The 25,640-nt window shown below is 50.1% G+C and carries 22 protein-coding genes; 11 read left to right on the top strand and 11 right to left on the bottom strand.

Annotated elements, in window-relative coordinates; genetic code table 11:
* Positions 1-6: 6 nt before the first annotated feature.
* The 3 genes from SD10_RS06730 (at position 7) to SD10_RS06720 (ending at position 6,155) form a co-directional block, all read left to right on the top strand.
* Entirely contained in the window at positions 7-3,459 is a 3,453-nt protein-coding gene (locus SD10_RS06730; protein ID WP_046376252.1) for a SusC/RagA family TonB-linked outer membrane protein, read from the top strand.
* Between the two features lie 13 nt (positions 3,460-3,472).
* Positions 3,473-5,008 carry a RagB/SusD family nutrient uptake outer membrane protein gene (locus SD10_RS06725; protein ID WP_227699161.1) on the top strand — a complete coding sequence of 512 codons (1,536 nt, stop codon included), beginning with the start codon at positions 3,473-3,475 and terminating at the stop codon, positions 5,006-5,008.
* A gap of 97 nt (positions 5,009-5,105) precedes the next feature.
* Positions 5,106-6,155, top strand: coding sequence for a glycoside hydrolase family 43 protein (locus SD10_RS06720; RefSeq protein WP_046376251.1), 1,050 nt, complete (start codon positions 5,106-5,108; stop codon positions 6,153-6,155).
* 152 nt (positions 6,156-6,307) lie between these two features.
* Here the strand turns inward: SD10_RS06720 and SD10_RS06715 are convergent, their stop codons facing one another.
* The 4 genes from SD10_RS06715 to SD10_RS06700 all read right to left on the bottom strand — a co-directional run bounded on the left by SD10_RS06715 (position 6,308) and on the right by SD10_RS06700 (position 12,772).
* A complete protein-coding gene (locus SD10_RS06715; protein WP_046376250.1) occupies positions 6,308-7,594 on the bottom strand; it encodes a DUF5690 family protein in 1,287 nt (428 codons plus the stop codon).
* Between the two features lie 32 nt (positions 7,595-7,626).
* A complete protein-coding gene (locus SD10_RS06710) occupies positions 7,627-10,395 on the bottom strand; it encodes a bifunctional YncE family protein/alkaline phosphatase family protein (RefSeq protein ID WP_046376249.1) in 2,769 nt (922 codons plus the stop codon).
* 174 nt (positions 10,396-10,569) lie between these two features.
* Positions 10,570-11,454 carry a cation diffusion facilitator family transporter gene (locus SD10_RS06705; RefSeq protein WP_046376248.1) on the bottom strand — a complete coding sequence of 295 codons (885 nt, stop codon included), beginning with the start codon at positions 11,452-11,454 and terminating at the stop codon, positions 10,570-10,572.
* Positions 11,455-11,755: 301 nt separating this feature from the next.
* Positions 11,756-12,772 (bottom strand): zinc-binding alcohol dehydrogenase family protein, encoded by a 1,017-nt coding sequence (locus tag SD10_RS06700; protein WP_046376247.1) that lies wholly within the window; start codon positions 12,770-12,772, stop codon positions 11,756-11,758.
* Between the two features lie 242 nt (positions 12,773-13,014).
* Here SD10_RS06700 and SD10_RS06695 point away from each other — a divergent pair, with 242 nt between their 5' ends.
* Positions 13,015-13,824 (top strand): hypothetical protein, encoded by an 810-nt coding sequence (locus SD10_RS06695; RefSeq protein WP_046376246.1) that lies wholly within the window; start codon positions 13,015-13,017, stop codon positions 13,822-13,824.
* Positions 13,825-13,866: 42 nt separating this feature from the next.
* Here SD10_RS06695 and SD10_RS06690 read toward each other — a convergent pair whose 3' ends face one another.
* Entirely contained in the window at positions 13,867-14,196 is a 330-nt protein-coding gene (locus SD10_RS06690) for an enzyme of heme biosynthesis (protein ID WP_046376245.1), read from the bottom strand.
* 169 nt (positions 14,197-14,365) lie between these two features.
* Between SD10_RS06690 and SD10_RS06685 the strand changes: the two genes are divergently transcribed.
* From SD10_RS06685 to SD10_RS06675, 3 genes are all read left to right on the top strand, one after another.
* Positions 14,366-15,103, top strand: coding sequence for an electron transfer flavoprotein subunit beta/FixA family protein (locus SD10_RS06685; protein ID WP_046376244.1), 738 nt, complete (start codon positions 14,366-14,368; stop codon positions 15,101-15,103).
* A gap of 81 nt (positions 15,104-15,184) precedes the next feature.
* Positions 15,185-16,147, top strand: a complete 963-nt coding sequence (locus SD10_RS06680; RefSeq protein ID WP_046376243.1) for an electron transfer flavoprotein subunit alpha/FixB family protein — start codon at positions 15,185-15,187, stop codon at positions 16,145-16,147.
* Positions 16,148-16,261: 114 nt separating this feature from the next.
* The gene (locus tag SD10_RS06675; protein WP_046376242.1) at positions 16,262-16,858 is read left to right on the top strand and encodes a bifunctional nuclease family protein; all 597 of its coding nucleotides are present in this window, start codon (positions 16,262-16,264) and stop codon (positions 16,856-16,858) included.
* A gap of 55 nt (positions 16,859-16,913) precedes the next feature.
* Here the strand turns inward: SD10_RS06675 and SD10_RS06670 are convergent, their stop codons facing one another.
* The 3 genes from SD10_RS06670 to SD10_RS06660 form a co-directional block, all read right to left on the bottom strand.
* Positions 16,914-17,369: a PPC domain-containing DNA-binding protein gene (locus tag SD10_RS06670; RefSeq protein WP_046376241.1), complete on the bottom strand. Its 456-nt coding sequence runs from the start codon at positions 17,367-17,369 to the stop codon at positions 16,914-16,916.
* A 165-nt stretch (positions 17,370-17,534) separates the two neighbouring features.
* Positions 17,535-19,520, bottom strand: a complete 1,986-nt coding sequence (locus tag SD10_RS06665; protein ID WP_046376240.1) for a hypothetical protein — start codon at positions 19,518-19,520, stop codon at positions 17,535-17,537.
* Between the two features lie 867 nt (positions 19,521-20,387).
* Complete coding sequence (locus SD10_RS06660) at positions 20,388-20,837, bottom strand: PaaI family thioesterase (protein WP_046376239.1); 450 nt, start codon at positions 20,835-20,837, stop codon at positions 20,388-20,390.
* Between the two features lie 128 nt (positions 20,838-20,965).
* Here SD10_RS06660 and SD10_RS06655 point away from each other — a divergent pair, with 128 nt between their 5' ends.
* The 4 genes from SD10_RS06655 (at position 20,966) to SD10_RS06640 (ending at position 23,523) form a co-directional block, all read left to right on the top strand.
* Complete coding sequence (locus SD10_RS06655; RefSeq protein WP_046376238.1) at positions 20,966-21,727, top strand: phosphosulfolactate synthase; 762 nt, start codon at positions 20,966-20,968, stop codon at positions 21,725-21,727.
* Positions 21,728-21,738: 11 nt separating this feature from the next.
* A complete protein-coding gene (locus tag SD10_RS06650) occupies positions 21,739-22,380 on the top strand; it encodes a DedA family protein (RefSeq protein WP_046376237.1) in 642 nt (213 codons plus the stop codon).
* 73 nt (positions 22,381-22,453) lie between these two features.
* Complete coding sequence (locus tag SD10_RS06645) at positions 22,454-23,197, top strand: shikimate dehydrogenase family protein (RefSeq protein ID WP_046376236.1); 744 nt, start codon at positions 22,454-22,456, stop codon at positions 23,195-23,197.
* A 41-nt stretch (positions 23,198-23,238) separates the two neighbouring features.
* Positions 23,239-23,523 (top strand): putative quinol monooxygenase, encoded by a 285-nt coding sequence (locus SD10_RS06640; protein ID WP_046376235.1) that lies wholly within the window; start codon positions 23,239-23,241, stop codon positions 23,521-23,523.
* Between the two features lie 41 nt (positions 23,524-23,564).
* On the opposite strand, the gene SD10_RS06635 is transcribed toward SD10_RS06640, so the two are convergent.
* The 3 genes from SD10_RS06635 to SD10_RS06625 all read right to left on the bottom strand — a co-directional run bounded on the left by SD10_RS06635 (position 23,565) and on the right by SD10_RS06625 (position 25,539).
* Complete coding sequence (locus tag SD10_RS06635) at positions 23,565-24,338, bottom strand: glycoside hydrolase family 25 protein (RefSeq protein ID WP_082111536.1); 774 nt, start codon at positions 24,336-24,338, stop codon at positions 23,565-23,567.
* Between the two features lie 112 nt (positions 24,339-24,450).
* Entirely contained in the window at positions 24,451-24,696 is a 246-nt protein-coding gene (locus SD10_RS06630) for a hypothetical protein (protein WP_046376234.1), read from the bottom strand.
* Between the two features lie 207 nt (positions 24,697-24,903).
* On the bottom strand, positions 24,904-25,539 hold the full coding sequence (locus tag SD10_RS06625) for a peroxiredoxin (protein ID WP_046376233.1): 636 nt from the start codon (positions 25,537-25,539) through the stop codon (positions 24,904-24,906).
* Between the last annotated feature and the right edge of the window lie 101 nt (positions 25,540-25,640).

Below are 25,640 nucleotides of genomic sequence, written 5' to 3'. Positions count from 1 at the left end.
CATCCTATGAAAAACCAGTATCTTTTTTTTCCAATGCTGTTGGTCGGGGTTTATACCATGCCTCAACCGGCCGTAGCGCAGTTGCTCACCCGCGCGCAGCCACCCATTGAACGTACAACAAACCAACGCCCGCCTACACCCGATGGATCGCCCCTTCAGCACAACCGCCGTAGCCGGTCCCTTAAGAAAGCACTGACCGAGCTCGAACGACGATTCAATGTCAGCGTGGCCTACGATGAGCAGTTGCTGGCCGGACGCCAGACCGAAGTCGATCTGGATGGCCTCTCGCTCGAACAAGCCTTAACGCAACTGATAGACGCGCAGGGATTACGCTATCGCAAAGTAAAAGACAAGCTTTTTGTCATTCAGGGGGCTTCCCCAAAGGCCGATAAAGCCGCCCCTGTTGACAACTCGGCCAGCGTATCGCTTGCATCGCTGAGCAGCGATGTCGTTTCGGCGAAGGCCGAGGTTGCCAGTACGGTTACCGGACGCGTACTTGATGAAACGGGCAGCCCGCTGCCTGGTGTTACCGTTGTTTTGAAAGGAACAACGACTGGTACGACAACCAATGCCGAAGGGGTCTATACGCTATCGGTACCTGACGGAAATGCTACGCTGACGTTCTCCTTTATTGGCTACACAACGCAGGATGTGGCGGTCAATAACCGTAGCACGGTTGATGTCAGGCTAGTTCCCAATGCTACCGAGTTAAACGAGGTGGTCGTGATTGGTTATCAGGCTGTACGCAAGCGGGACGTAACCGGGGCCAACGACGTCATCAATCCTACCGAAGCCAACCGGGTAACGGCCCAGTCGCTGCCGGAGTCCATTCAGGGGCTAGCGCCGGGCGTAACGGTACGGAATACAGGCGTACCTGGTCAACAGGCGTCCATCCAGATACGGGGCGTAGCCAGTTTCCTGAATACAGACCCGCTTTACGTAGTTGATGGCATGATTGCCGACGCCAACCCAACGCTCAACTCGGATGATATTGAGTCTATCCAGATTTTGAAAGATGCATCGGCGGCTGCCATTTATGGATCACGGGCGGCCAATGGCGTCATCATTGTCACAACCAGACAAGGCAAGGAAGGACCAGCCCGAGTGTCGTTTTCGGCTAAATATGGCGTACAGCAAGCGTACAAACGCTGGGATGTTATGAATGCATCCGAGTTTGCCGCTACGCAGCGGCAACAGTACCAGAACGCAGGTCAGGCACCACTAAGCAGCGTGGCGGAGGCTACATTCAACCCAAATGTAAACACCGACTGGCAGGACCAGGTACTCCGAACGGGTAGTTTACAGAATTACAACATCAACCTGTCGGGCGGAACAAAAACAGGGCAATACTATATTTCAGGGAGCTACTTCAACAATACCGGTTATGTCATCGGCAGCAACTTCAACCGGGCCAGCCTGCGAATCAACACCCGCAGCGTACTAAACCGGTTTACAGTGGGCGAAAACCTCGTGCTGACCAACTCAAATACCCAGAACCAACCAGCCGGTACGAATCCAATTTACGACATGGCCTATAACCTGCCCGTCATTCCGGTTCAGGATCCGAGTTACATCAGTCCGACGAACCCGCTGGGCTACGGAATTGGCTCGTTCAACGCGGTGAGTTACGCCTTTAACCCCGTAGCAGCCCGTAGCCTGGCCCCCAGCCGGACCAACGTTGCCCGGCTTGTTGGCAACGGCTATGTCGAGTATAAATTCGCCGACTGGCTGAGTTACCGCTTCAACGCGGGCCTGGACGCTAACTTTAGTTATAACCAAAACCTGCGGTATCTGGGTGTATTTCAATACAATGCGGCTCCCGTTCCAACATCGGTCGGCGAAGATCGGTCGCAATACAGAAGCTTTCTGTTCGAGAACACACTGAATTTTAACCGGACGTTTGGAGCGCACAATATTAACGGCGTAGTCGGTATCAGCCAGCAGACGACCCGCAGCGATATAACGTCCGGTTCACGAACCAATCTGGGTTATGCAGGCGGACAGTATTTCACGACCATCGGGGCAGCTACGGGTATCTCGAATTCGGCCGGGGGAACACCCGATTATTACCGCATTCTGGGCTATCTCGGTCGGATCAATTATACGTATGGTGATCGGTACCTGCTAACCCTGACCGGGCGTGTCGATCAGGACTCGCGTTTCGGGGCCAGCAACCGAACGGGCTTTTTTCCATCTGTAGCAGCGGCCTGGCGCATCAGCCAGGAGAAGTTTTTCCACGTCGACTGGATTTCGGAGTTAAAGCTGAATGTGTCGTATGGTAAGTTAGGTATCGTCGTGCCAACGCTAGGTTCATTTCCCTATACAGCTTATATCAACAGCAACCCACGAGCCATTTTCGGCACGGACCAAGCGGCTAACGTTGGTGCCTATCAGGCCCAACTGTCGAACCCGGATATACGATGGGAACAGCGAATCCAACAGAACGTCGGTGTCACGGCCAGTTTCCTGAACAACCGGATTTTCACCGAGATCAACGTCTATAATTCCCTATCGTCGAATGCCATTCTGAACCTGACAGTACCAGGATATTTGGGTAACCTGCGCGGTAATCCGTACGTCAACACGGCCTCGATCCGCAACCGGGGCATTGAGTTTGCCGCCACGTATCGTAGCACGAAACATGCCTTTAAGTGGGATGTATCGGGAAACTTCACCACGATTAAAAACCGGGTTGAAAGCGTCGGCAATCAGGGGCAGGGCATTAATTACATCGTCAGCGGCAACACCCGTTCGCAGGTAGGAAATCCTATTGGACAGTGGTTTGTGCTCAAATCGAACGGCCTGTTCCAAAGTCAGGAAGAAATTAACAACTATCGCGGAGCGGATGGCTCACTCGTACAGCCTTTTGCGAAGCCAGGAGACATTCGGTATGTAGATACCAACAATGACGGCCGGATTGACGTTAACGATCGGCAGTTTGTTACTTCTCCCTGGCCTACGTTGCAGGCCGGAGCGCAGTTCAACGGATCCTACAAGAACTTTTCGTTGAACATCCAATTAGTGGGCACGTTCGGCTACACCGTGTACAACGATGTCCGGCGTATTCTGGATAGCTACCAGAATACCAACTTCCGCCGTGACATCAGTCCGTGGACACCCACGAATACCGGCACGACGGATCCACGTTTAGGTCTGGAGTCGGGTGATCAGGGCATTATTTCCAATAACCTCGCCTACAGCGACCGTTGGCTCGAAAACGCATCCTACGTTCGGTTTCGTAACATAGAAATCGGCTACAACCTACCGAAAGAGCTGGCCAATCGTTTCCACGCACGGGGTGCCCGTATTTATGTCAGTGGTCAGAATTTATTCACAATCACCGGCTATTCCGGACTCGACCCCGACGTGACAGGGGCCAACATTCAGGAACGGGGTGTTGATAATGGTCACTGGCCTACACCACGGGTAATCTCCTTAGGTATCAATTGTGATCTATAACTGCCACTTCCTTATGAAACGAATCATGAAAAATAAAGTCATTTTCCTGGCTCTGAGCGCTCTGGCTGCTCTGGCTGGGTGTGAGCGGGACCTAAATATTGTCAATCCGAACCAGGTAACCACGGCCGTCTTCTGGCGGACGGCCGACGATGCGCTGGCGGGTGTCAATGCTATTTACAGCACGACACACCGGGGTGGCATTTCGCGCTGGATGCCCTTTTATTACATCATCCGCTCCGACGAAGGCCGCAGTCAAAGCCCGGATCCGGGTATCCTCAATAACATGGATCGGTTTCTGGTCACCGACTACAACTACGGCAATGCCTACGGCGTCTGGAACGACAACTACATTGGCGTTAATCGGGCCAATCAGGTCATTGCCAACGTACCAGGCATTCAGATGGACGAGACGCTAAAGGCTCGGTACATCGGCGAAGCTAAGTTCCTGCGTGCTATGTATTACTTTCACCTGGTGACGCTCTTCGGCAATGTTCCGCTGATTCTGACCCCCTCGGCGCTTGGCGATCAGCCCGGTTCGGCAACTATTGCCCAAGTCTGGGCTCAAATCGAGCAGGACCTGACCCAGGCGGCCAGTGCCCTACCCACGACCTACAGCGCAGCTGATGTTGGCCGGGCCACGAAAGGTGCCGCCTACGCCCTACTGGCCAGAGCTTACCTGCAGGAGCGAAAGTATACCGAAGCGCTGACGCCCCTCCAGTGGCTGGCCGATGGCGAAGGAAAAAGTATTTACGCGCTGGTTCAGAATTACCGGGAGAACTTCCTGATTACAACCGAAAACAACCGGGAATCGGTGTTTGAGTGGCAGTTTGAGATCAACCCGGCGGAATACACCGACGACGATACGGAAACCCCGAACCAGAACTACGGTACGTCACTCGCACAGTTTTTTGGCCCTCCCGGCATCGGCTGGTCCGATGGAGAAGCCAACCGCTGGCCGATATACCAGTTTAACGAACCAACAAAGACCGGCACCCGCGACCCACGCCTGGAAGCGTCGTTTTTGTTTGACTCGACCGACGTTCGCGGTCCGGCCTTCACCCAAATTTATGGACAAACGTTCCTGCAACGGTACGGTGCCGACAACAAGCGGGTCTGGTTCCATAAGTTTCAGAACGACCACTGGAAAAATGAAGAAGGTTACCGGTCACCAAACAACTGGCGCTACATTCGCTACGCCGATGTGTTGTTGATGTATGCCGAAGCGCTGAACGCGACTGGCAAAACCGCGCAGGCCTACCCCTATGTGGATCAGGTTCGGCAGCGGGCGGGGCTGGCTCCACTCTCAACCGCCCGGCCCGGCTTAACGCAGGACCAGTTTCTGAACCAACTCAAACACGAGCGCGTCACGGAACTGTCGGGAGAAGGATGGCGCTGGAACGATCTGACTCGGTGGGGTGATCTTGGGCCACAACTGGCCCCTCGCGATGCTGGTTTTGCTACGTTTACGAAGGGTCAGGATGAGTTGCTGCCCATTCCACAGCAAGAGCGTGATTTAAACCCAAGTCTGATGCAAAACCCAGGCTATTAAGTTTGTCTGACACAGCAGAAACGAAGAAATACAGGCTCTTCAGTGCAACCCTGTATTTCTTCGTTTCTGCTGTCTATAACCCCATCCGACGTCAACGATGAAGAACTTCCTTTTTCTTTTACTACTTGCCCTTTACGCCTGCAAATCAGCCGATACGTCCTCAACCACCCCGCCCCCACCCGTTACGGCGGCCGATACGGTTGGCAAGTTTCGGAATCCTTTACTCACCGTGGGACCTGATCCCTGGGTGACGTATAAAGATGGATTCTACTATGTGATGCACACCACGGGCAATAACCTGCGCATCTATAAAACCCGGACCATGAGCCGTCTTGCTGCGGCCCCCTCTTTTGTCGTTTGGACACCGCCCGCCACGGGCCCCAACTCGCGCGACATCTGGGCACCCGAACTTCATTTTATCAACGGCAAATGGTATATCTACTATGCCGCCGATAACAATGGCGCCGATGCCACACACCGCATGTTCGTGCTTGAAAACGAATCTGCCGACCCGACACAGGGCACCTGGACCGATAAAGGCCAATTAAACGTAGCCGATAATAAATGGGCGATTGACGGAACCGTATTACAGAATAATGGCCAGTTGTATTTTGCCTGGTCCGGATGGGAAAACGAGCAAGGCGGCCTCCAGAACCTATACATCAGTAAGCTAACGAATCCCTGGACCGCCGAGGGGCCACGCATCCGTCTATCGACACCCGACTATGCATGGGAGAAACAGGGTTTCGGCGTTAATGAAGGGCCCGAGTTCCTGGTTCACAACGACAAGGTGTTTATCATTTATTCCGCCAGTTTCTGCGGCACAGATCAGTACGCACTCGGTCAACTGACGGCTACCACCAGCGCTAACCTGCTGGACCCCGCGTCGTGGACAAAGTCGGCGAATCCAGTTTTTGGCCCTTACGGTCTCAATGGCACGTATGGTCCAGGCCACCAGAGTTTTTTTACAACACCCGATGGAAAAGAGAACTGGATGGTTTATCACGCGAACCCAGGAGCCGGTCAGGGATGTGGTGACCAACGCTCAGTGCGGATGCAGCCATTCACCTGGAAAGCCGATGGCTCGCCGGATTTCGGTCAGCCTGTGCCATTGACACAGTTCATAAAACGGCCAAGTGGGGAGTGAATACTCGCTTCACAAAAAGGCGTGACAGAGTCGCCTATGCGGTGACTAACGACCAAGCTGCTTTGCCTTAAAGAATGCCTTGAAAACATATTGGCCTTTGTCCCATCGGTATCTGGAATCCTCGGTCTGTGAAGACACAGACGGGGGTTACATTAAGCAAGCGTTTTCTCGGCCGGAACCGCCATCTCAGCCTTAAACCGTCGTTGAAAATAAACAAATGACGCAATCACCAGAACACCATAGACGGCCGATAAAATGTAAGCGCCGTCCATAAAAAACTCCCGATAACTGATGTTGGCATGCCCAAAATTTTTGTACAGCAACACTGCCACACTACCCAGATAGCCGTACCAATCGGCCAGCGTTACGATAAAGCCGACCGTACTCACATACCGAAACGTAGCAATCAGCCGCTCAAAATAAAGGCCGTTGCAGGGCACATAAGCCATGTACAAACCCAATCCCGTAAGCAGAAACCAGTTGCCGGGCGATAGCATTCCGGTTGAGTAGGCATAGGTGCTGACACCAACCAGGGTTCCTCCGGCCAGCATCAGGCAGTTGAGCAGCGTAAACGCCCGAAAGTTGTTGGTGACCCGCTGAAGCAACGCCATGACAATAAGAATTCCGACGGCCACCAGGGTTTCGGTTTTGGCGAAAATACCCGGATTATCGACACCTGCATCTTTCAGAATTTCGGGGCCGAAGTTATCGCGAAAGTCTCGAAACGCAGAAAGCAGGACGTACGACGCAATGAGCAGAACCAGGCCCGGTCTGAAGTTACGGACAAAACTCCGGCGTTCGTCGGCATCCATTGGCTTGCGCTCGGTACGCAGGGCGCGGTCTTCAGCGGTGGGTGGCGGTAGCAGCGTGAGTGCATAAATCGACACCAGCATGGGCAGCACAAACAAACTTCCGGTCACGAACGGCAACCAGAATTCGGACACCCCCCAATCGGCCCGAATGGTCAGCGCTACGGTTTTCACAAAACCCGAAGCAAAAATAAAAGAGGCTGTCAGGCCCGCCACAAGGCCGTCCGTCTGGCGTCGGCCTTCCAGAAAACCCAGCATGGTTCCATAGATCAGCCCTAACGGTAACCCATTCAGAAACAGAAAGACAATGTTGTAAGGAGCAGGTACAAGCGCAAACCCAAGCAGCGCCAGCAACGCCATCAGAACAAACAGCAGAATATTGATGGCCCGGCGGCCCGGCGACATCTCCGAAACGACCTTAATACCAATGCCTTTCGACATGGCATAGCCAAAGACCTGCGCCGTCACGAGCCATATTTTGTAGCTGATACCGGCAAAAGCCATCCCCTCGAACGTAACTGCCGTAATACCCCGGCGAAAGGCATACATACAGGCATAGGTACAGAAGGCGGCTGTAGCGCCGAAAAGCATGAAAGCCGTTGGATTCCGGAGGAAGGCAGGTGAGCGCATAAATTTTGTTAGAATAGCAAAGCTAACATAAACTACTTCTCGTCCTGCTGTCGATAATGTTCGGCACGCTGGTCAGCGCGGTCATCCATTTCGGGTCCTTTCTGAATTTTACGCCAGTCGAATGTTTTCTTGTACGGTTTCATGGCCGCCTTCGGGTCGAACACCCGGACATCGGGCAGTACCGCGTCGTAAGGTCTAAAATCAGGTTTGTCCGTAAAAAAGTCCTGAAGCAGCGAGGCCGTTTGATCGTATTGATTTACGTATGGTACACCGAGTATATTGTACATCATTTTCAGAACAGATCCGAAGTTGGCGTGTGTATGCGACACATACCCGCGTTTGACGTACGGCCCGGCCAGTAGCAGCACCGATCGGTGCGCATCGATGTGGTCGACGCCCCCCTGCGGGTCATCTTCGGTGATGATGACGAGCATGTTTTTCCAGTATTTTGTACGCGACAGGAAATGCAGCACCCGGCCAACGGCCAGATCATTATCAGCCATGTAGGAGTGCAGGTACGGATAAGCAAAGTCAGGACGTGGCCCGGCCCCGTGATCGTTGGGTATCTGCATCGTCACAAATTGCGGCATCGTTTGCTTTCCTTTGATCCACTTGGCGGTGAACTCCCGCTCAAACTGCTCTATCCGATACTGATCGGGCACATTGGTATTGTAGCCCGCAAAATCGCGTGAGGTGTGCGGATACACGGCTTTCGGCATGGGAAATACCACCGACTGAGCCGCTCCAAACTGCGTGGTTGTCCACTCCTCCACGTTTCCGGCATATTCGTTGGCCTGCCCGAAGTTATACAGCGATACCTTGTTTCGCTCAAAGGCTTCCCACAACCCGCCAATCTCGTTGTAATCTTCGGGGTCTATGGCCCCGGACGCTTTAGGAAACCGCCGACCCGGCGCTTTGGAATCCGGGTCGAAGCGTCCCGCCGAAGCAGCATTGGCCTCTACCCATTCGTTGGGAATGGTCCCCAGCATCCAGTGGTGGCCGTGAATGCTGGCGTCAGAATCGCAGTAAAAATTATCCGAAAACGCAAACTGTTTGGCAACGCGTACGTGATTGGGCATAATATCGGCATTGGTCACGCGTACCGTATCGCCCGGCCGATCCGTCGTTCGGCCGCTGGTTCCCCGGCTGGTCGAGATGCGGCTTTTGATGGTCACTCCTACCCCAAACCGCGCCAGTGTCGAATCACCGTTGGCACTTGGTAGCTGGCCCAGCACTTCATCGTACGTCCGATTCTCTTTTGTAATGTAAACGATGTGCTTTATGGGCGACTGTCGCGTTTTCGGTAACACAGGTAGTGGATTACGGCCATCATCCGTTACCATAACCGGCTGGTAGGTGTTGTCCAGCACCTGCTTCGTATAAATCGCCAGTTGGGCTGCGTCGGGTACGGGAATTGCCTGAAACGTTCCCAGCTGAATATCACCGATGTATGTCCCCTGTGGGGGCTTCACAAAGGTAGCGCCACCGTTAGGACCTGCGCCATAACCCCGGGCCGAGGTCACATACAGCATTTGCTCAGGTCCGGCGCTGGGCGATAAGGCTACGCGGGTGGGTCCCCAACCGGTTGGGATAAGGCCCCGAACCGTACGCGTGGGCACATCCACCACGGCCACAGCGTTGAAGGCCAGCAAGGTCACGTATAAGGTTTTTTCGTCGTTGGTCAAGGCCATTCCAAAAGGCATCAGCCCCCGGTAGCGATCCAAAGTTGACTTGACTCGGAGTTGAATCGTGCCCGCCAGCTTTTTACCGCCCCGGCCAACCGATTTGTAGTCAATGATCGAAATGTTATCGTTTGTGGCATTGGACACATAAGCGTACCGGCTCCCAACGACCACCGAATTAGGCGATGCGCCCCCAACCACTTCAGCTTCCTCAATCATTTCCCCAATCTGCACACCGGTTTTTACTTTACTCACCACCTTACTGGTGTTCAGGTCAACAGTCCAGACGCTCATCGCTTCATCGACCAATGGGCTTCCCAAGCCCGGAATCCGGCGTCCTTCTACTTCCACTCCCTCGGCAGATTCTTTGGTATGAGCAGCGTAAGGAGGAAATTTGAGCGCCATTGTGTCTTTGTTCGTCTTGGTTACGCCCGGCACTTTGGGGTACGCATAGAGCCCAACGTTGGCCACAAACGCCAGCTTCTTATCCGGACTGATGGCCAGCCCAAACGGCTGTCGGCCCGTTGGGATCGAAGCGGTGATTCGCTTTGTCGACAGGTCGATGCGTACGAGCCGGAAATTAGCCCGGTCCAGCACCAGTAGTTCGCTCCCGTTCAAGAGCAAGTCGGAGGTGAAACTGTCCGTATAGCCATTGCCATCAAGGGCGACACTGTCGATGGTTTGGTGTTGGTCGGTGTCGAAAATAAGTACCCGCCCTTTGTCGCCATTGCTTAAGTAAACGGTGCGGTTATCGGGAGCGAAGGCTACGCCCAGAAAGGAACCTTCTTTCAGCGCAGCGGGAATTTTACCGGCATAATCAGGAATACGGGTAGCCGCCAGCTCCTTTAACTTGACGACCGTCAGAACACCATCGTGTAGCGACACGGCCCGTTGGCCATTGGGAGATAGCGCTAGGCCGAAGGGGTCATTGGTGATGCGTATGGTTTTTCCAGCCGGTGTGACATAGCGGCCACTGGGTAATACAGACCGGCCGCCTGTATCTATTCTGCAAAACTCTGCCCGCCCCGGTACCTGTAGAGTAGTGTACGTTTTGGGTTTTGGCTGAGCCGATACGTGGAAACAGGTAAAAAGAAGGAGAAAGTGTAAAAGGTGCTTCATAGTTCGGTACCGAGCCTCCCTGAACGCTGACATGAACTGGCGTTTCAAAGTGTCTCTTCCCAAAGGTAATCGTATGTCGATCAGCCTTTCAACAAAATGTATTAAGAATTTGTGTCCAGGCAGGTTAGTTCTAGCCTCCAACCATTTAGGTCCATTCCCTGTGTCAGAAAGTCATCAAACAGGCTCAATATGCACAAGCACATCATAAACGGAAGGTTTCTCCCGAAGAATAGCCGCTTTAACGGCATGGGCGATGTCGTGCCCCTGCTTGACCGTCAGCTCACCCGGCACTAGCACATGCAGATCGACAAAATACTCAAAGCCCGTTTTCCGAACCCGATACTTGTCGATTCCCTTAACCTGCGGAACAGTTAGCGCCAGCGCTCTGAGCTCATTTTGCCAGTCGCCAGCGGGTGTTTCATCCATAATTTCGCCAAACGAAGGCCGGAAGATCAGATACGCGTTGTAGACAATCACGACCGAAGCCAGCAGAGCCGCCCAATCGTCGGCACTTTCGTAGCCAGGACCGCCAATCAGCGCGATACTAATGCCCACAAAAGCCGTGAGGGATGTAATGGCATCGCTACGGTGGTGCCAAGCATCCGCTTTCACGGCGCTACTATCGGTTTCGGCGCCCACTTTTGCAATCCGCCGAAATAAGACTTCCTTCACCAGAACCACCCCTGCCAGGACAGCCAGTGTAAAGGGCGCGGGTATCTCATGAGGAACCTGAATATTACGAATGCTCTGCACCGCAATCAGGATGGCAGCTCCCACCAGGGCCAGTGCTACAACAAGGGCAGCCAGCGGTTCAGCTTTTCCATGGCCATAGGGATGATCCTGGTCAGGAGCCTTCGACGCCGTGCGGAGGCCAAACCAGACAAAGATTGAGGTAACGATGTCCGTACCCGACTCCATCGCGTCGGCCACCAGGGCGTACGAATTCCCCAGCCATCCGGCCACTCCTTTCACTAAAACCAGCCCAATATTAACGCCAATCCCGATTAAGGTTGTTTTTTGCCCCCGTTCAGCCTGATGCGGTTTTGTGGATTGTTCCATGGTAAGGATTGAGGTTGATACTAATGCAGCGTGGTGGTGCAGCATTAGTATCAACCCCATCGTGGTCGGTTGGTTTATTTTTTGATCAATGCAACTTCCCTGAGACGCATTCTTGACGTTGCGATTCTCGTTGACATCCTGCTGTCAGCAAGTCATAGGCTTCAGGCTTATCGACGGTCGCTTTTCGGATGCCTGGCAGGGCAGGTGGCCAGGTAACGGGTTATGCTGTGGCGAACGCAGTTGTAAGCAGGCGGATGAACAGCCGTTTTAGACGAGTTTACTTTAGTGTGTTAGACAAGAATCAGGACATCATGACCATTGCTTTAATGACCCCGTTGCCCGGATCGAGCCAGTTGGCAAACTCATCGCCCACCTGATCAAAATTGACGCGATGGGTAATGTAGGTGGTGGGATCGACAGCCCCACTTTTCATACTCGAAATAACTAGTTCGAAATCCGCCTTGGTGGCATTGCGGCTACTCATCAGCGTGGCTTCGCGTTTATGAAACTCAGGGTGATTCACGCTTATATCGCCCTTCTGCAACCCAACTAGTACATACCGACCACCGTGGGCCAGATAGGAAAAGGCCGTATTCATGGCCCGCAAACTCCCCGTGGCGTCAATCACAACAGTGGGCATATCGCCGTTGGTAATACTCCGTAGCTCTTCGTGAACATTGGCGCTGGCAGCATTTATGGTAAAGGGAACGTTCAGTTTCTCGCGGCAGAAAGTCAGTCGGGCTTCGTTAATATCCAGGGCAATGACGGTCGCTCCGGCAATCCGGGCAAACTCCATGATGCCTAGCCCGATGGGCCCTGCCCCAACCACCAGGACAAATTCACGCGGCTGCACCGCTGCCCGACGAACGCCGTGGGCACCGATGGCCAGCGGTTCTACCAACGCCAGTTCATCGAAACCCAGCCCTTCGCCGTGTACCAGCAAACGGGAAGGCACCGAGAGGTATTCCACCATACCGCCGTCTATATGAACGCCAGCCACCTTCAAGGAGACGCAGCAATTTGGTTTACCCGACCGGCAGGCGATGCAGTGCGTACAGTTCTGGTAAGGAATAATGGTAACGGATTCGCCCGGCACAAAGTCTGGAGCCCCATCGACGGCTACCACTTCTGCCGCTAATTCATGGCCTAAAATACGCGGGTAATTAAAATAAGGCTGTGTTCCCTCAAAAGCGTGCAGGTCCGTTCCACAAACACCTATCTGTCTGATTTTTAGCAGAGCGTTCCCCGGTGTCAGAATGGGCACTTCCGTCTGCTCGTAGGCAAACTGACCGGGTGTAACGCAAACCAGAGTTTTCATAAGCAAGTCATTCTAAATTAGGGGCCAGTCGTCAGGCTACTTTATTAACTTAAACAATACAAAGGAATGGTATTTTTCAGAACGATTCCAGCAAAAATTAGCGGCTAAGGAAGAGAAATTAACCGAGCAGCCGCGATCCGTTATCCGTCCAATAAACTAACTGGTCTTTAACACAATTGAATTCGCTACTTATGTAACTTTACATCCATTAACTGAACTATCCGGCATTAATCTGTTTGTGTATGAAAGCTTTTTCCGTTCTGACCTATACACTGGTAACCAGCCTGCTAGCCGTTGCGATAAGTAGTTGTGCGCCAACGCTTACAACCACCTATCGGCTTGAACCCGTTTCCGGCGATGTGGCCATGATTGAAGGAAGACCAGTTACGAAAGCGCAACAGAATGGCGTGGGTGTCGTCGCTTCTTTTGAGCGGGAAGACCTGGAATTTGTTACCCTCGACATTGAGGTCAAAAACCGTACTGATCACGCCATCGACGTCAACCCATCCGATTTCCACTTCACGGCGCTCGGTGCGGCTCAGGACACACTTCCAGAACCGACCAATGCAAGCCTTGCCCTCTCACGGGCAGCTGCTGACCCTGCCTACGAAGCAGGCCGTGTAGGCTTTAAGCGGAAACAGGAAGAGAAACGCCTGAAAAAAGCCAAAGTTCTGAATACCATTCTGATGGTTGCGGTCATTGCCAGCGATGTCTCGTCCTCCTCCAATAGCCGCTCCTACCGCGAGTATGCCACAAATCAGGTAGCGCATGGAATTGCCTACCAGGGTCTGGCTGCCAAACGGATTATCGACTACAGCACCTTTGCCAACCGGATGCAGCGCTATGATTATGAAGAATACCGCTGGCGCGAACTGGCACTGAAGGCCAATACACTCGCTCCCGGCGAATCGGTACGGGGCTTTGTATATTTGCCTAAAGTAGCCAATGCCCGTTACCTGGCCGTCAATTATACTATACCGGAGCAGGCAAACGTACCCTTACTTTTCAAGCAGGAGTTAGTGCAACAACGACAAGGCCGCCCACGCCGTTAACTGGTGATTGCTTATTCAGAACATTTGACCGTGACGATATAATCACCAGTCATCGTCGTCATCCTCAAAGGCCTGTCGCGCGCGCTCCAGTTCCTGAAGCGTTTTCTGATTCTTCCGCGCTTTAGCCAGCAAAATTCCCTTATCGTATAACTCCGCTGCCCGCTCCCGCTCATCGAGGTCGGCGTAAAGAGCGGCTGCATGGTAATAGGTTGGCAAATAATCCGGATGGTCGGCTAGCAGTTGATCGAAGTAAATCCGGGCCTGAGCAGGCTGATTACTCATGTATTCCATAGCCAACGCATAGATGTTGAATGGATCATTCGGTTCTTCCTGTACAAATCGAATTAATTGTTGGATGCGTTCGTTATTCATACGTGCAAGAAAATTAGTATGCATGCATACTTTTATTTAAGACTATTTGTACTTTTGAGTCGTAAAAGTAAGGATTCATGCGTAGCGAACAGTATCCATGTCTGCTTAAGGGAGCAGACATTACTTACGGGCTACGTAGCACGATAACAACCATAAAACCCCAATAAGCATGAAAATTTTAGTGTGTGTGACGAGTGTGCCGGACACCACCACCAAAATTGCCTTTACGGACAATAACACCAAGCTCAATAAAGCGGGGGTAACGTTTATTACGGGCCCTTACGATGACTATGCGCTGGCAAGGGCTGTCGAATTAAAAGAAAAGACAGGCGCTACCATTACCGTATTAAACGTTGGGGAAGCTGATTCCGAGCCCGTTATTCGTAAATGCCTGGCCATTGGTGCCGATGATGCCATTCGCATCAATGCCGAGCCAACCGACGCTTATTTTGTAGCCGAGCAAATTGCCGCTATTGCCAAAGAAAACAGCTATGACCTGATTCTGATGGGGCGCGAATCCATCGACTATAATGGCGGTCAAGTTCACGGTATCGTTGGCGAAATGCTGGGTATTCCCTCCATTTCTCCCGTTATGCTACTCGACCTGGACGGTGACACGGCCAAAATCACTCGCGAGATCGAAGGCGGTAAAGAAAGCCTGGAAGCGAAATTACCACTCGTACTCGGTTGTCAGGAACCCATTGCCGAATGGAAAATTCCGAACATGCGCGGTATTATGACCGCCCGGACCAAACCGCTCAAAGTAGTTGAGCCAACGGGTACAGACAAACTAACCACCGTTGCGAGCTATGAACTGCCCGCTCCACGGGGTGCCGTTAAAATGATTCCCGCTGATTCGGCCGAAACGCTTATTCAGCTCCTCCATACTGAAGCCAAAGTCATTTAATTGTACTTGGTTTTTGGTTTACGACTCATGCTACAAGCTTGAAACCCGAAGACTGAAAAACCATAAACCGAAAAATCTTTTATGTCTGTCCTCATATTTGCAGAATTAGACGAAGGTAAGATCAAGAAATCCTCGCAGGAGGCTATTTTCTATGGCACTAAAGTGGCCGAAATGACGGGTACTTCAGCTACTGCCGTTATTATTGGCCCGGCTGATGACGCCGAACTGGCTTCAGCTGGTCGGTTCGGAGCAACCAAAGTGCTCCATGCCGCTGATGCCAAATTGACCGAACCCAATGGCATGGCTTACGCTACCGTAGTGGCGGCAGCCGCCCAGCAGGAAGGTAGTAAAGTGATTGTACTGGCCAAATCATCGCTGGCCGATGCCATGACCGCCCGGTTAGCCGGTAAACTGAAAGCCGGACTAGCGGCCAACGTGATCGAGTTACCTAACTTATCCAACGGTTTTCAGGTCAAAAGCAGCATCTATACGGGTAAGGCATTTGCTTATAATGATCTGAAAGCGGATGTAAAAATCCTGGCTATCAAGAAGAATACAATCACTCCGGAAGAGGAAGACGCTACCGCTTCTGTAGAGGCTTTCGCCCCCATCCTGAATGATGCCGATTTCGTTATTTCGGTAAAAAACACCGAAAAATCGTCGGGGGATATCTTATTACCGGAAGCAGACTTGGTTGTCTCGGCCGGTCGTGGCTTAAAGGGCCCCGAGAACTGGGGTATTGTTGAAGATCTGGCGAAAGCCCTGCATGCAGCCACGGCCTGCTCGAAACCGGTTTCAGACCTCGATTGGCGGCCTCACTCTGAGCACGTAGGCCAGACAGGGATTAAAATTAGCCCCAATTTGTACATTGCCTGCGGCATTTCCGGCGCTATCCAACACCTGGCCGGTGTAAACTCATCGAAGGTGATTGTTGTTATCAACAAGGATGCTGACGCACCGTTCTTTAAGTCGGCGGATTATGGTATTGTTGGAGATGTTTTCGACATACTTCCGCGTCTGACAAAAGCCGTGCAAGCCTTGTAAAAGGTGTAAGTAACGGGATAGTAAGTCGTAAACGACTGAATATTTTTTTACTTACGGCTTACTGACCAAGAGGTGTCCCCGTTATTACTTACGACTTTTTGTTAATTTCGCACCGTGGATAAGATTAAGCTGGAAATATTAGGACTGTCGCCCAGCCAATCGCAATCAGGTTCGTTTGCATTGGTATTAGGCGAAGAATATGGCAACCGACGATTGCCAATCATCATTGGTATGTTTGAAGCGCAGGCCATTGCTATAGAAATCGAAAAGATTGTGCCCAACAGGCCCATGACGCACGATTTGTTCAAGCAATTTGCCGAACAATTCAAATTTACCGTTCGTGAAATTATGATCTCCGACTTACGAGAAGGCATCTTCTTTGCCAAAATCGTCTGTTTCGATGGTGTTCGTGAATCCGTTATTGACGCTCGGCCATCCGACGCTATAGCCATTGGCATCAGGTTCGATGTACCTATATATACGAATGAGTCCATCCTGTCAGAGGCTGGTATTACAGCCACAGGCAACGATGAGGAAGAAGAGCAGGAAGAGCTGGTTCGTTCGTCGAATAAGCCATCGACACGATCTTTTGGCGATCAGCTAAAGAACGCATCTTCGGAAGAGCTACAGCGTATGCTCGAAGAGGCCCTTGGCAACGAAGAATACGAGAGAGCCGCTAAAATTCGCGATGAGATGAGTAAGCGCAACTAGTCCTATTTTTTACCGTAATTTAAAAGAGCCACCCTCAGTAGGGTGGCTCTTTTGGTTATTTCTTCTGCTTTTTTCGAATCACCAGCTCTTTATAGCCAAAGGTAGGGTCAGGTTCCCGGGCGTAGATGAGCTCAGGCATAACACCAATAACTAATTCGGCCGTCGTATAAATAATACAGCCGTCCAATAAATGTCCTCCAATGGTTCGGCCCGTTGAGTCAGAGACTGATAAATGGACGTGGCTTCCATTGACTGACAACGTACCAACAAGTGATACAATTTCAAAATGTCCCTTCCAAACGCTGGCCGTTTCCTGGTTAGCCAGGCGCAATGTCACATCCGTTAAACTACCGACGCAGGTAAGCACAGCACCAGCGCTGATCCGTTCCTGCTGAACGACCATTTCCAGTGATTTCTTTAAATCCTGACCCGGCTTTAATCGTACAGAATAAGTCTGCATGGTAGCCGCCACGGCTGGTACATGACTATTGGTAGGTTGCGCATTAAGCATAGTTACGAGACATTGACACGTAAGTACTAGTAAAACAAGTCGCATTTGGTAGGGCGCTTTTTAGCTGGTTAAATCTAGTTGGTCACTGCTTAGGAAGCTGGGTTTCTATCAAATAAAAAAACCGGGAGCGTTGGCCCCCGGTTTTTTTATTTGTGTGCTACTTCCTTATTCAACACCGAAGAGTACATCTGACCGGCGACCGCTGTTACCAGCCCGGCGAGTTTTCTTTTTAGCGGGTGCTGGTGGAGCTAGTAACTTAGCTTTCTGCTCATCTGTCAGTGGCTTCAGGTCAGTGATCGAGTAGCTATTGTCGCTAATCGTTGTGTTGAAGCTACCCACTGCTTGCTCAGGCTGACCGTTACATGGCAGTTTCGTGACAGTAAATACAGCGCGGAAGTATTGAACCTGCGGACGTACCCGGCGGCCTTTGTAGCGAATCGCGTTACCACTTTCGATTTTCGCTTTCTCAGCTTGCAACTGTTGAGCTAAACCACCTGGCAATTCACGAATGTTCAGGATAACCGTGTTTGTGTCAAACTCAACCGTGCTGTTCGCCAGTTGACGGTTTAGGCCACGGTAACGAAGGCGTGTAACGGTGTCACCCACTGAGGTAACGGTGCCATTACAGTAACATACGTTAGCCACTTCACGTGTGTATGGCGTGCGATAATAAACTTCCAGACGCTCAAGTTTATGACGGTATTCACATTCAACAACTTTGCTACGTGGGCGAATGCTGGCGAAGCTCGTTGTAGCAACCTCGCTCATACATGTACCACATTTTGCGACCTGCTTGTTGTGAACCGTTACGTAGTAGAAACCAGGATTTACCTGACCGTTCGAGAAGTAAGCAGTTGGAAAAGCAAGTGTTGTATCGGTTGTGTTTTCCAGCTGAGCAATCACTTGATCCGTTGCGCCAGCCACTACTGAATCTGCACGGTAGTACAAACGAGCCGTGAACGTTTCGTTCTTTGGGTTCGGGGTTGTGCTACGCCAGCTGATAACAGGAGCCGTTGCAGCTGTGTTTACAGGAGCCGACTGTTGTGCGTTTGTGCTGTCAACAAATGATAGCGATGCACCTTTCAGAGAAGCACCGTTGAAACGTACGTTCAACTCAGGAACCTGTTCGCAGGTTGGGCAGGTAACAGGAGCTTTAGGAATAAGCTTCTTCTGAACAAATCCTTTCCGAACAGCCAGACCAACGTTAAAACCACCGTGCTTGCGCTTGAACTCATACACTTGATCGTCGATACCGTTGATGATCAGGTAGTTCAACTGGGTGATAAAGCCCTGACCCTGAACACCGATGTTCCAGTTATTGCGCAGTGGGAAGAAAACAGCTACCGAACCTAAAGCACCCAAGTGGTATAAACTAGGGCTAGGGTTAACCGAGCGAATCAAACCACCCCCACCGACAAACGAAGAGACAGCTGGCAATGACAGCGTCGATGGCGTATAAGCAGCGATTGTAGCCGCTTCCGTACGGAACAAACCGCCACGGGCGCCTAACTCGATGAACGTTGTCGCATCAGGATTACGACGGCTACGAGCCAGCGTAAACGTCAGTACAGGCCCAACCGTCAGGAACATATCTTCCGAAGCCCGTTGACGAATGGTTACCTGATCTCTGGTAAACCCGCGAGCTGCGGCCAATCCATACAGATAATCTGTGTAAATACTACGTGTAATGTAGTTCTGATAACCGAAAGCAGCCCCTAAGCCAAACCGAAGCCGACGGGTAGCTGGGGTTAAGAAGTAATCGATGTTACCCGTGATGTTGAAGCCTGCGCCATTGTAAAGGGTGTTGTCCCGCTTGTTAGGACCAAACGTGTTCTCCCACGTTCCGCAATAGGCGAAGTTAGGACCGGCATATAAGCCAACCCGCCAGGGCGATAAGCGCCGTACTAGGATGAACGTTTGGAAGGTTGTATCACAATCATCCAGCTCAGCAACATCACTGGCTTGTGCTTTGAAATCACCTCTACGCAGGGTATCGGTGTAAACACCTTTACCCAGACGATAGATGTTCTCTCGTACATAATTGCCGCTCGGTGCGGTTGTTGTAGCGGGTTGAACCCGGACTGTGTCAGCCTGTTGAGCAAGGCTAACAGAAGGTATTGCAAAACCTAGCAACACGAGTCCAGCCAGCATCCTCATAGGGTGTTGTTGGATAAATGTTCGCATATTTATTGAGTTAATTTGACGCAATGTTTGTTACTAAACTGTTATTCTCCCAAATGTGACTACGGAAATTTAGGGAACGGCCTGTCTTTTTTAGGTTATAGGTTACTTGATAACCCACAATACCCTATATGACTAGCTTTCCGGATAAATGTTTCGAGGTTGCTCATAACTTTATGTTCATCCGCAAAAAAAAATCCCTGTTCCTTAAATCATGGTCAACAATTCTGACCAACCACACAGGTCATTTGATGAATACCTTCATCAAGCAGCCCCACAATCCGCTATTTTTCTGCAATGTTAAGACTGAATTGCAAAACTCAATTCATCTATCAGTTTTTTTTTCACCTTTGTCGCGAAATAATCTAGTTGACCAAATTTATAGGGTATTCCGCAAGTCAATTTGACTTATTAAATTTGGCTAGATCGTCGTAATACTTGGTATTACCAATTTGATTGAATTGTGTTCAAAACTGGCCTCTTTTTTATTAATGGTCAATAATAGTAAGAATAAGGTGATAAAAAAATAATTGCTCGTCTCAACGCCAAACAAACGTTAAATCCCCCAGATTTTCTTACTTCTTCCTTTATTCGTTCTATTTGTTCCAGCTATTATCTTGTGCACCACCCGATTCTCTAGAGATTATCTACATAAGGTAAAGATTGGTAGTACTACTCACTACCAACTCTTTTCGATTTGGAATAATCCATTTTTTCCGGGTATTGTTTAGTCAACATAGACAATTATATAAGTGGATTCGCTTAGACGAGCGAAATTATAAATTGTAACAAATCGATGGTATGAAAATAATTGCCATTAATTTTCCAGATACCACATCAACGTTCTATTTTGACGGATGTCTGAATTAGATTGGTCGCACATTTAGCGATAATTTTACCTGTAGAAGCCAGGATACGGCCTTCGCAATGAATAATATTTTTTCCCTCCCGTATAACTTCAGCCACTGTCGTAACCACGTCGCCCATACGAGCTGCATGTAAAAAATCGATTGTCAGATTAACCGACGTATAGGCATATTCCCGACCGAGCGAATAGACCATAGCGCCAATTAAATCATCCAGAATAGCCGCCCCCGCGCCACCGTGCAAAACGCCGGCTGGATTCGTCATGTCGGTGCGAACCGTAAAATCAGCCACGAGCCGGCCATAATCGACCTCGCGGATGGTGCCGTTGAGCCAGCGGCCAAACGGCGATATACTTTCGTTCATATCCTGCCCTATTCGAGCGCGAAAGAACTCAAGCCGGGGATTTGTGATGTTATCCATGGGAACAAAAATAGTACTTAACTAAGCTAGAAGTCTATAACATGCTATTATTTATGTACTTTCTTGGGAGTTTTTCAAGACTTGTACTACTTTTGGGCGTTTTTAATACGCCTACGTAATTTCTCCTCATGAATTATACGCTTACGCAGATACCCGATCGAACCGAAAAACCCCGTGAAAGTGGGCTGACTATGGTTATGGATAAGGGGTTAAGCCTCCGGGAAGTAGAAGATTTTCTATCTGTCTCTGCTGAACACACAGATATCGTTAAGCTGGGTTGGGCAACCTCATTTGTTACCCCGCGATTGGGCGAAAAATTGGCCATTTATCGCGAAGCAGGTATTCCAGTGTATTTCGGCGGAACCTTGTTTGAAGCTTTTGTCGTGCGAAATCAGTTCGACGACTATCGCCGGTTGTTAGACAAATTCGGGATGGAACATGCCGAAGTATCTGATGGATCGATTGATATGAATCAGGACGATAAGTGCGAATACATACGGCAGCTTGCCACTCAGGTTACCGTACTTTCAGAAGTGGGTTCAAAAGACGAGGCCAAAATTATTCCACCTTACAAATGGATTCAGTTGATGAAAGCCGAGCTGGAAGCGGGTGCCTGGAAAGTAATTGGTGAAGCCCGTGAAGGCGGTACTGTTGGCCTGTTCCGGTCGAGCGGAGAAGTTAGACAGGGGCTGGTGGAAGAAATTTTAACGCAGGTGCCATTCGAAAACATCTTATGGGAGGCCCCCCAAAAAGAACAGCAGGTTTGGTTCGTTAAACTGCTCGGTGCGAACGTAAATCTGGGCAACATTGCCCCTCACGAAGTTATTCCTCTGGAAACCATTCGGTTAGGGCTACGTGGTGATACATTCTTACAATTTTTAGATAAGTAGAGGCAAACCATATGGATCTTATTAAATCGTTACTTGATTTTTTGCTTCATCTTGATCGCTACCTCGATCTGTGGGCAAACGAGTACGGTATACTGCTGTATGCCATCCTCTTCCTAATCATATTTACGGAGACAGGATTAATTGTGATGCCGCTGCTACCCGGCGATTCCCTGTTGTTCGCTGCTGGTGCTCTGGCCGCACGGCCCACCAATGAATTGAGTGTATGGATAATTATTCCGCTGCTCATTGTAGCTGCCCTCTTAGGTGATAATGTCAATTACTTTGTCGGTAAATTTCTGGGAACAAAAATCAAGTCCCGCGAACGTATCTTGTTTTTTAAACGCGAATACATCACCGAAACAGAAAAGTTCTACGATAAGTATGGGGGACGAACTGTAATCATTGCCCGATTTATCCCGATTGTGCGCACCATTGCCCCGTTTGTAGCAGGCGCTGGAAGCATGAGTTACGGCACCTATATTAAGTTCTGTATCCTTGGGGCCATCTTATGGGTAACAAGCATTTCGCTGCTGGGCTACTTTTTTGGAAACTTCCCAATCGTTCAGAAAAACTTCGAGCTCGTGGTATTTGGCATAGTCGGCTTATCTATCGTGCCTATTATTATTGAGTTTTTCAAAAAGCGGGCTCGCTAAATATTCTGTATTCTAATGGACATTACTTATGCCATTGCTTTTAGCAGTGGCATAGTGTTTTTAACAAGGTACTATGACACGCTACGGCCTTATTGGCTTCCCGCTCACGCATTCATTTTCAAAACGCTATTTTACGGAGAAATTCGAACGGGAGGGTATCTCCGACAGCCGGTACGATCTGTTCGAAATGCCTGCCATTACCGCATTGCCCGATCTGCTGGCTTTGCCTGGTTTGCGGGGCCTAAATGTTACGATTCCTCACAAACAGGCGGTTCTACCCTATTTGGATCGATTGGATGCGTCGGCGGAGAAGATTGGCGCCGTTAATGTGATTAAATTGGAGGCTGATGGTTCCCGAACCGGTTACAACTCCGACTACTATGGTTTTCGGCAATCGCTGGTCGATTGGCTGATATTACTTGGGCGTTCAACTGATGAGCTACAGGCGCTGGTCCTTGGCACAGGTGGTGCATCGAAAGCAGTTACGGTCGCTTTGGCTGATCTGGGAATTTCGTATACCTATGTGTCACGAACGAAAAGCACCAATACCCTAACGTATGACGAGCTAACTGACATGGTAGATGATTACCCGTTGATTATCAATGGTTCACCCGTTGGCACATATCCCAAAATTGACGAAGCTCCCACGCTCCCTTATCACTTGTTGACGGCCCGTCATCTCTTATATGACCTGGTCTACAATCCTACCGAGACGAAATTCATGAAGCTTGGTCAGGAACATGGCGCAGCAGTGCATAATGGGCTGCGGATGCTGGAATTACAGGCTGAAAAGGCCTGGGAAATATGGCAACGGTAAATTTTAGGTCTTCCCGCTTTTGTTAATAAAACGTATAACCGATGCCTCTTTTAGTATTTGCCGAAATCACCGCCAAAGCTGGTGCTGAGACCAACCTCAAAAATGCCCTGCACGAACTGGTTCTGGCCGTTCGGACCGAACCCGCCTGTCAACTCTACGAATTATACGAGAGCACAGAACATCCCGAACGATTTATTATGCACGAACGCTGGGATGATGAAGCGGGTCTGCAGGCCCATAACCAGATGGCCCACATGAAAACTTTTGGCGAAAAGGCAAAAGACTGGTTAGCTGGTCCGGCGGCCCTGACGAAAGTAACTATATGAACGGGCTCAGGCCCGTTTATTTTTAAACAGCGATAAAACCCTTACAAACAGATATCTTTCATTCGATCCTCATCCATCACGAACACGTTGAAGTCTACCTGCCCCCGAATACCCTGAACCCAGCCACTCTGGTTATGTTGCCAAAGGTATAATTTATCCGCATCGTAATTCCGCAGGTGTTTGGCCGAATAGTCGGCGATCCAAAGCGGGTATTCACCCAGGTTATCCTTAATGTACCGTTTGTAGAGATTACCGTTCGTATAGATAATTGGCCGTACATGATAGTGTTCCTCAACGGTTTCGAGCCAGAGTCGCAAGCCGTTGATAATTGTTTCATCCGATTGACCATTTATTACCTCGAAGTCAACGACGGGAACAAAGTCACCCTCGTTCAAATCTACCGTTCGAATAAAATTATTGGCTTGTTTAACTGGATCACGTGTGGGATGATAAAAATGGTAGGCTCCCCGCCGTAGCGCTGACTTTTTTGCTTCACGCCAGTTCTTCTCGAAATGCTTGTCAGCCAATGTCGCTCCTTCAGTCGCCTTGATAAACACGAACTGAAGCCGAACACCATCGGCTTCCATCTGTCTGACACGCGCCCAGTTTATTCGATCATTATGTCGGGATACATCAATGCCGTGAATGCCATAACGCATGGGTAAGCGGATACCAAATGCCCGAACAAATTGCCAGTCGAGCTGATCAGCCTTACGCGACCGAACAACCCAAACAGTGATCAATACGATAAAGAATGCCGCAATCCAGAGACCATATCGCTGAACGATGAGCTTTACCAGAACGCGGGTTTTCATGCAATTTCTTAATTTGTGAGTCAAAAATACAGCATTAGGCCTGAACATAACGAACATAAAAAAGCCCTCTGCCTAGGCAGAGGGCTTCTTCCTCAAGTTTTGATGGCCTTTCTTAATCGTGGCCTTCCAGTTTCACTAACTTATTGTATAAGCCAAGCAACAAAAAGGGAGCTGCCCACTGACCAACAAACAGACTTCGGTCGCGCTTGTTTATTGACTGTAAATACAGTGAGACTCCCATGGAACCGAGTGCCGCCCATAAGAAAAGATCGGAAGGCAACTTGGCTGTTTGCTCTTCAATAGCGGTTGCTACTGGTCCTTCTGTGTGCTCAGGATTGTTGTTTTGAGACTTTGCCATAACGCTAAGTGGTTTGTTTATTCTACAAACCACCTAACTCAGGGAGGCATCATAAGGTTTTAATACTATAGTCTTAAACGAGTATTATATGCGTATGGTCCGCTCGAGCAAAAAAATACGCTGAATTAAGCGCAACCTTACCCATTACGGTAACCAGGTTTCACTTAATCCAGCGTAGCATCGCATGGCCATTAGCGTAACGAAACGTTACTTATTGGGCTGGGGTGTTGTGCGTAAGTACGGCTTAACAAACGTTACGCCTTTCGGAAATTTAGCTTCCAGTTGATCATTGGTAACAGCAGGCGTAACAATAACATCATCACCCTGCTGCCAGTCGGCGGGGGTAGCGACCTGGTAGTCGGCGGTCAACTGGAGCGAGTCAATCACGCGAATGAGCTCATTAAAATTACGTCCGGTTGAGGCTGGATAGGTCAGCGTCAGTTTGATTTTTTTGTCGGGTCCAATCACAAACACCGAGCGAACTGTTGTTTTTTCACTGGCATTGGGGTGAATCATATCGTATAAGGTAGCCACCTTCCGGTCAGCATCCGCAATAATTGGGAAGTTAACTTCTGAACCGGTCACGTCCTTAATATCGGGCGTCCAACGATTGTGCGACTCTAAATCATCCACCGATACGGCAATAACTTTTACATTTCGTTTGCCGAATTCATCTTTCAAGAGTGCCGTCCGACCCAATTCCGTTGTACAAACGGGTGTAAAATCGGCAGGGTGTGAGAATAGCATTCCCCAGGAAGTACCTAACCACTCATGAAAATGGATGTGGCCTTGCGTTGTATCGGCCTCAAAATCGGGGGCGATATCTCCTAAGCGTAGTGACATAATAATACGGGTTTATTAGTTAATAAAGCCTATATAGTTAATATAGTACCTAATAAATGGAAAACCGGCACTGAGCCGGTTTTGGAAGCAAACCTAAAAAA

The organism is Spirosoma radiotolerans, assembly GCF_000974425.1.
Taxonomy (GTDB): Bacteria; Bacteroidota; Bacteroidia; order Cytophagales; family Spirosomataceae; genus Spirosoma; species Spirosoma radiotolerans.
Note: the sequence above shows the minus strand (reverse complement) of the source record. Positions and strands in the feature narration are given on the sequence as shown.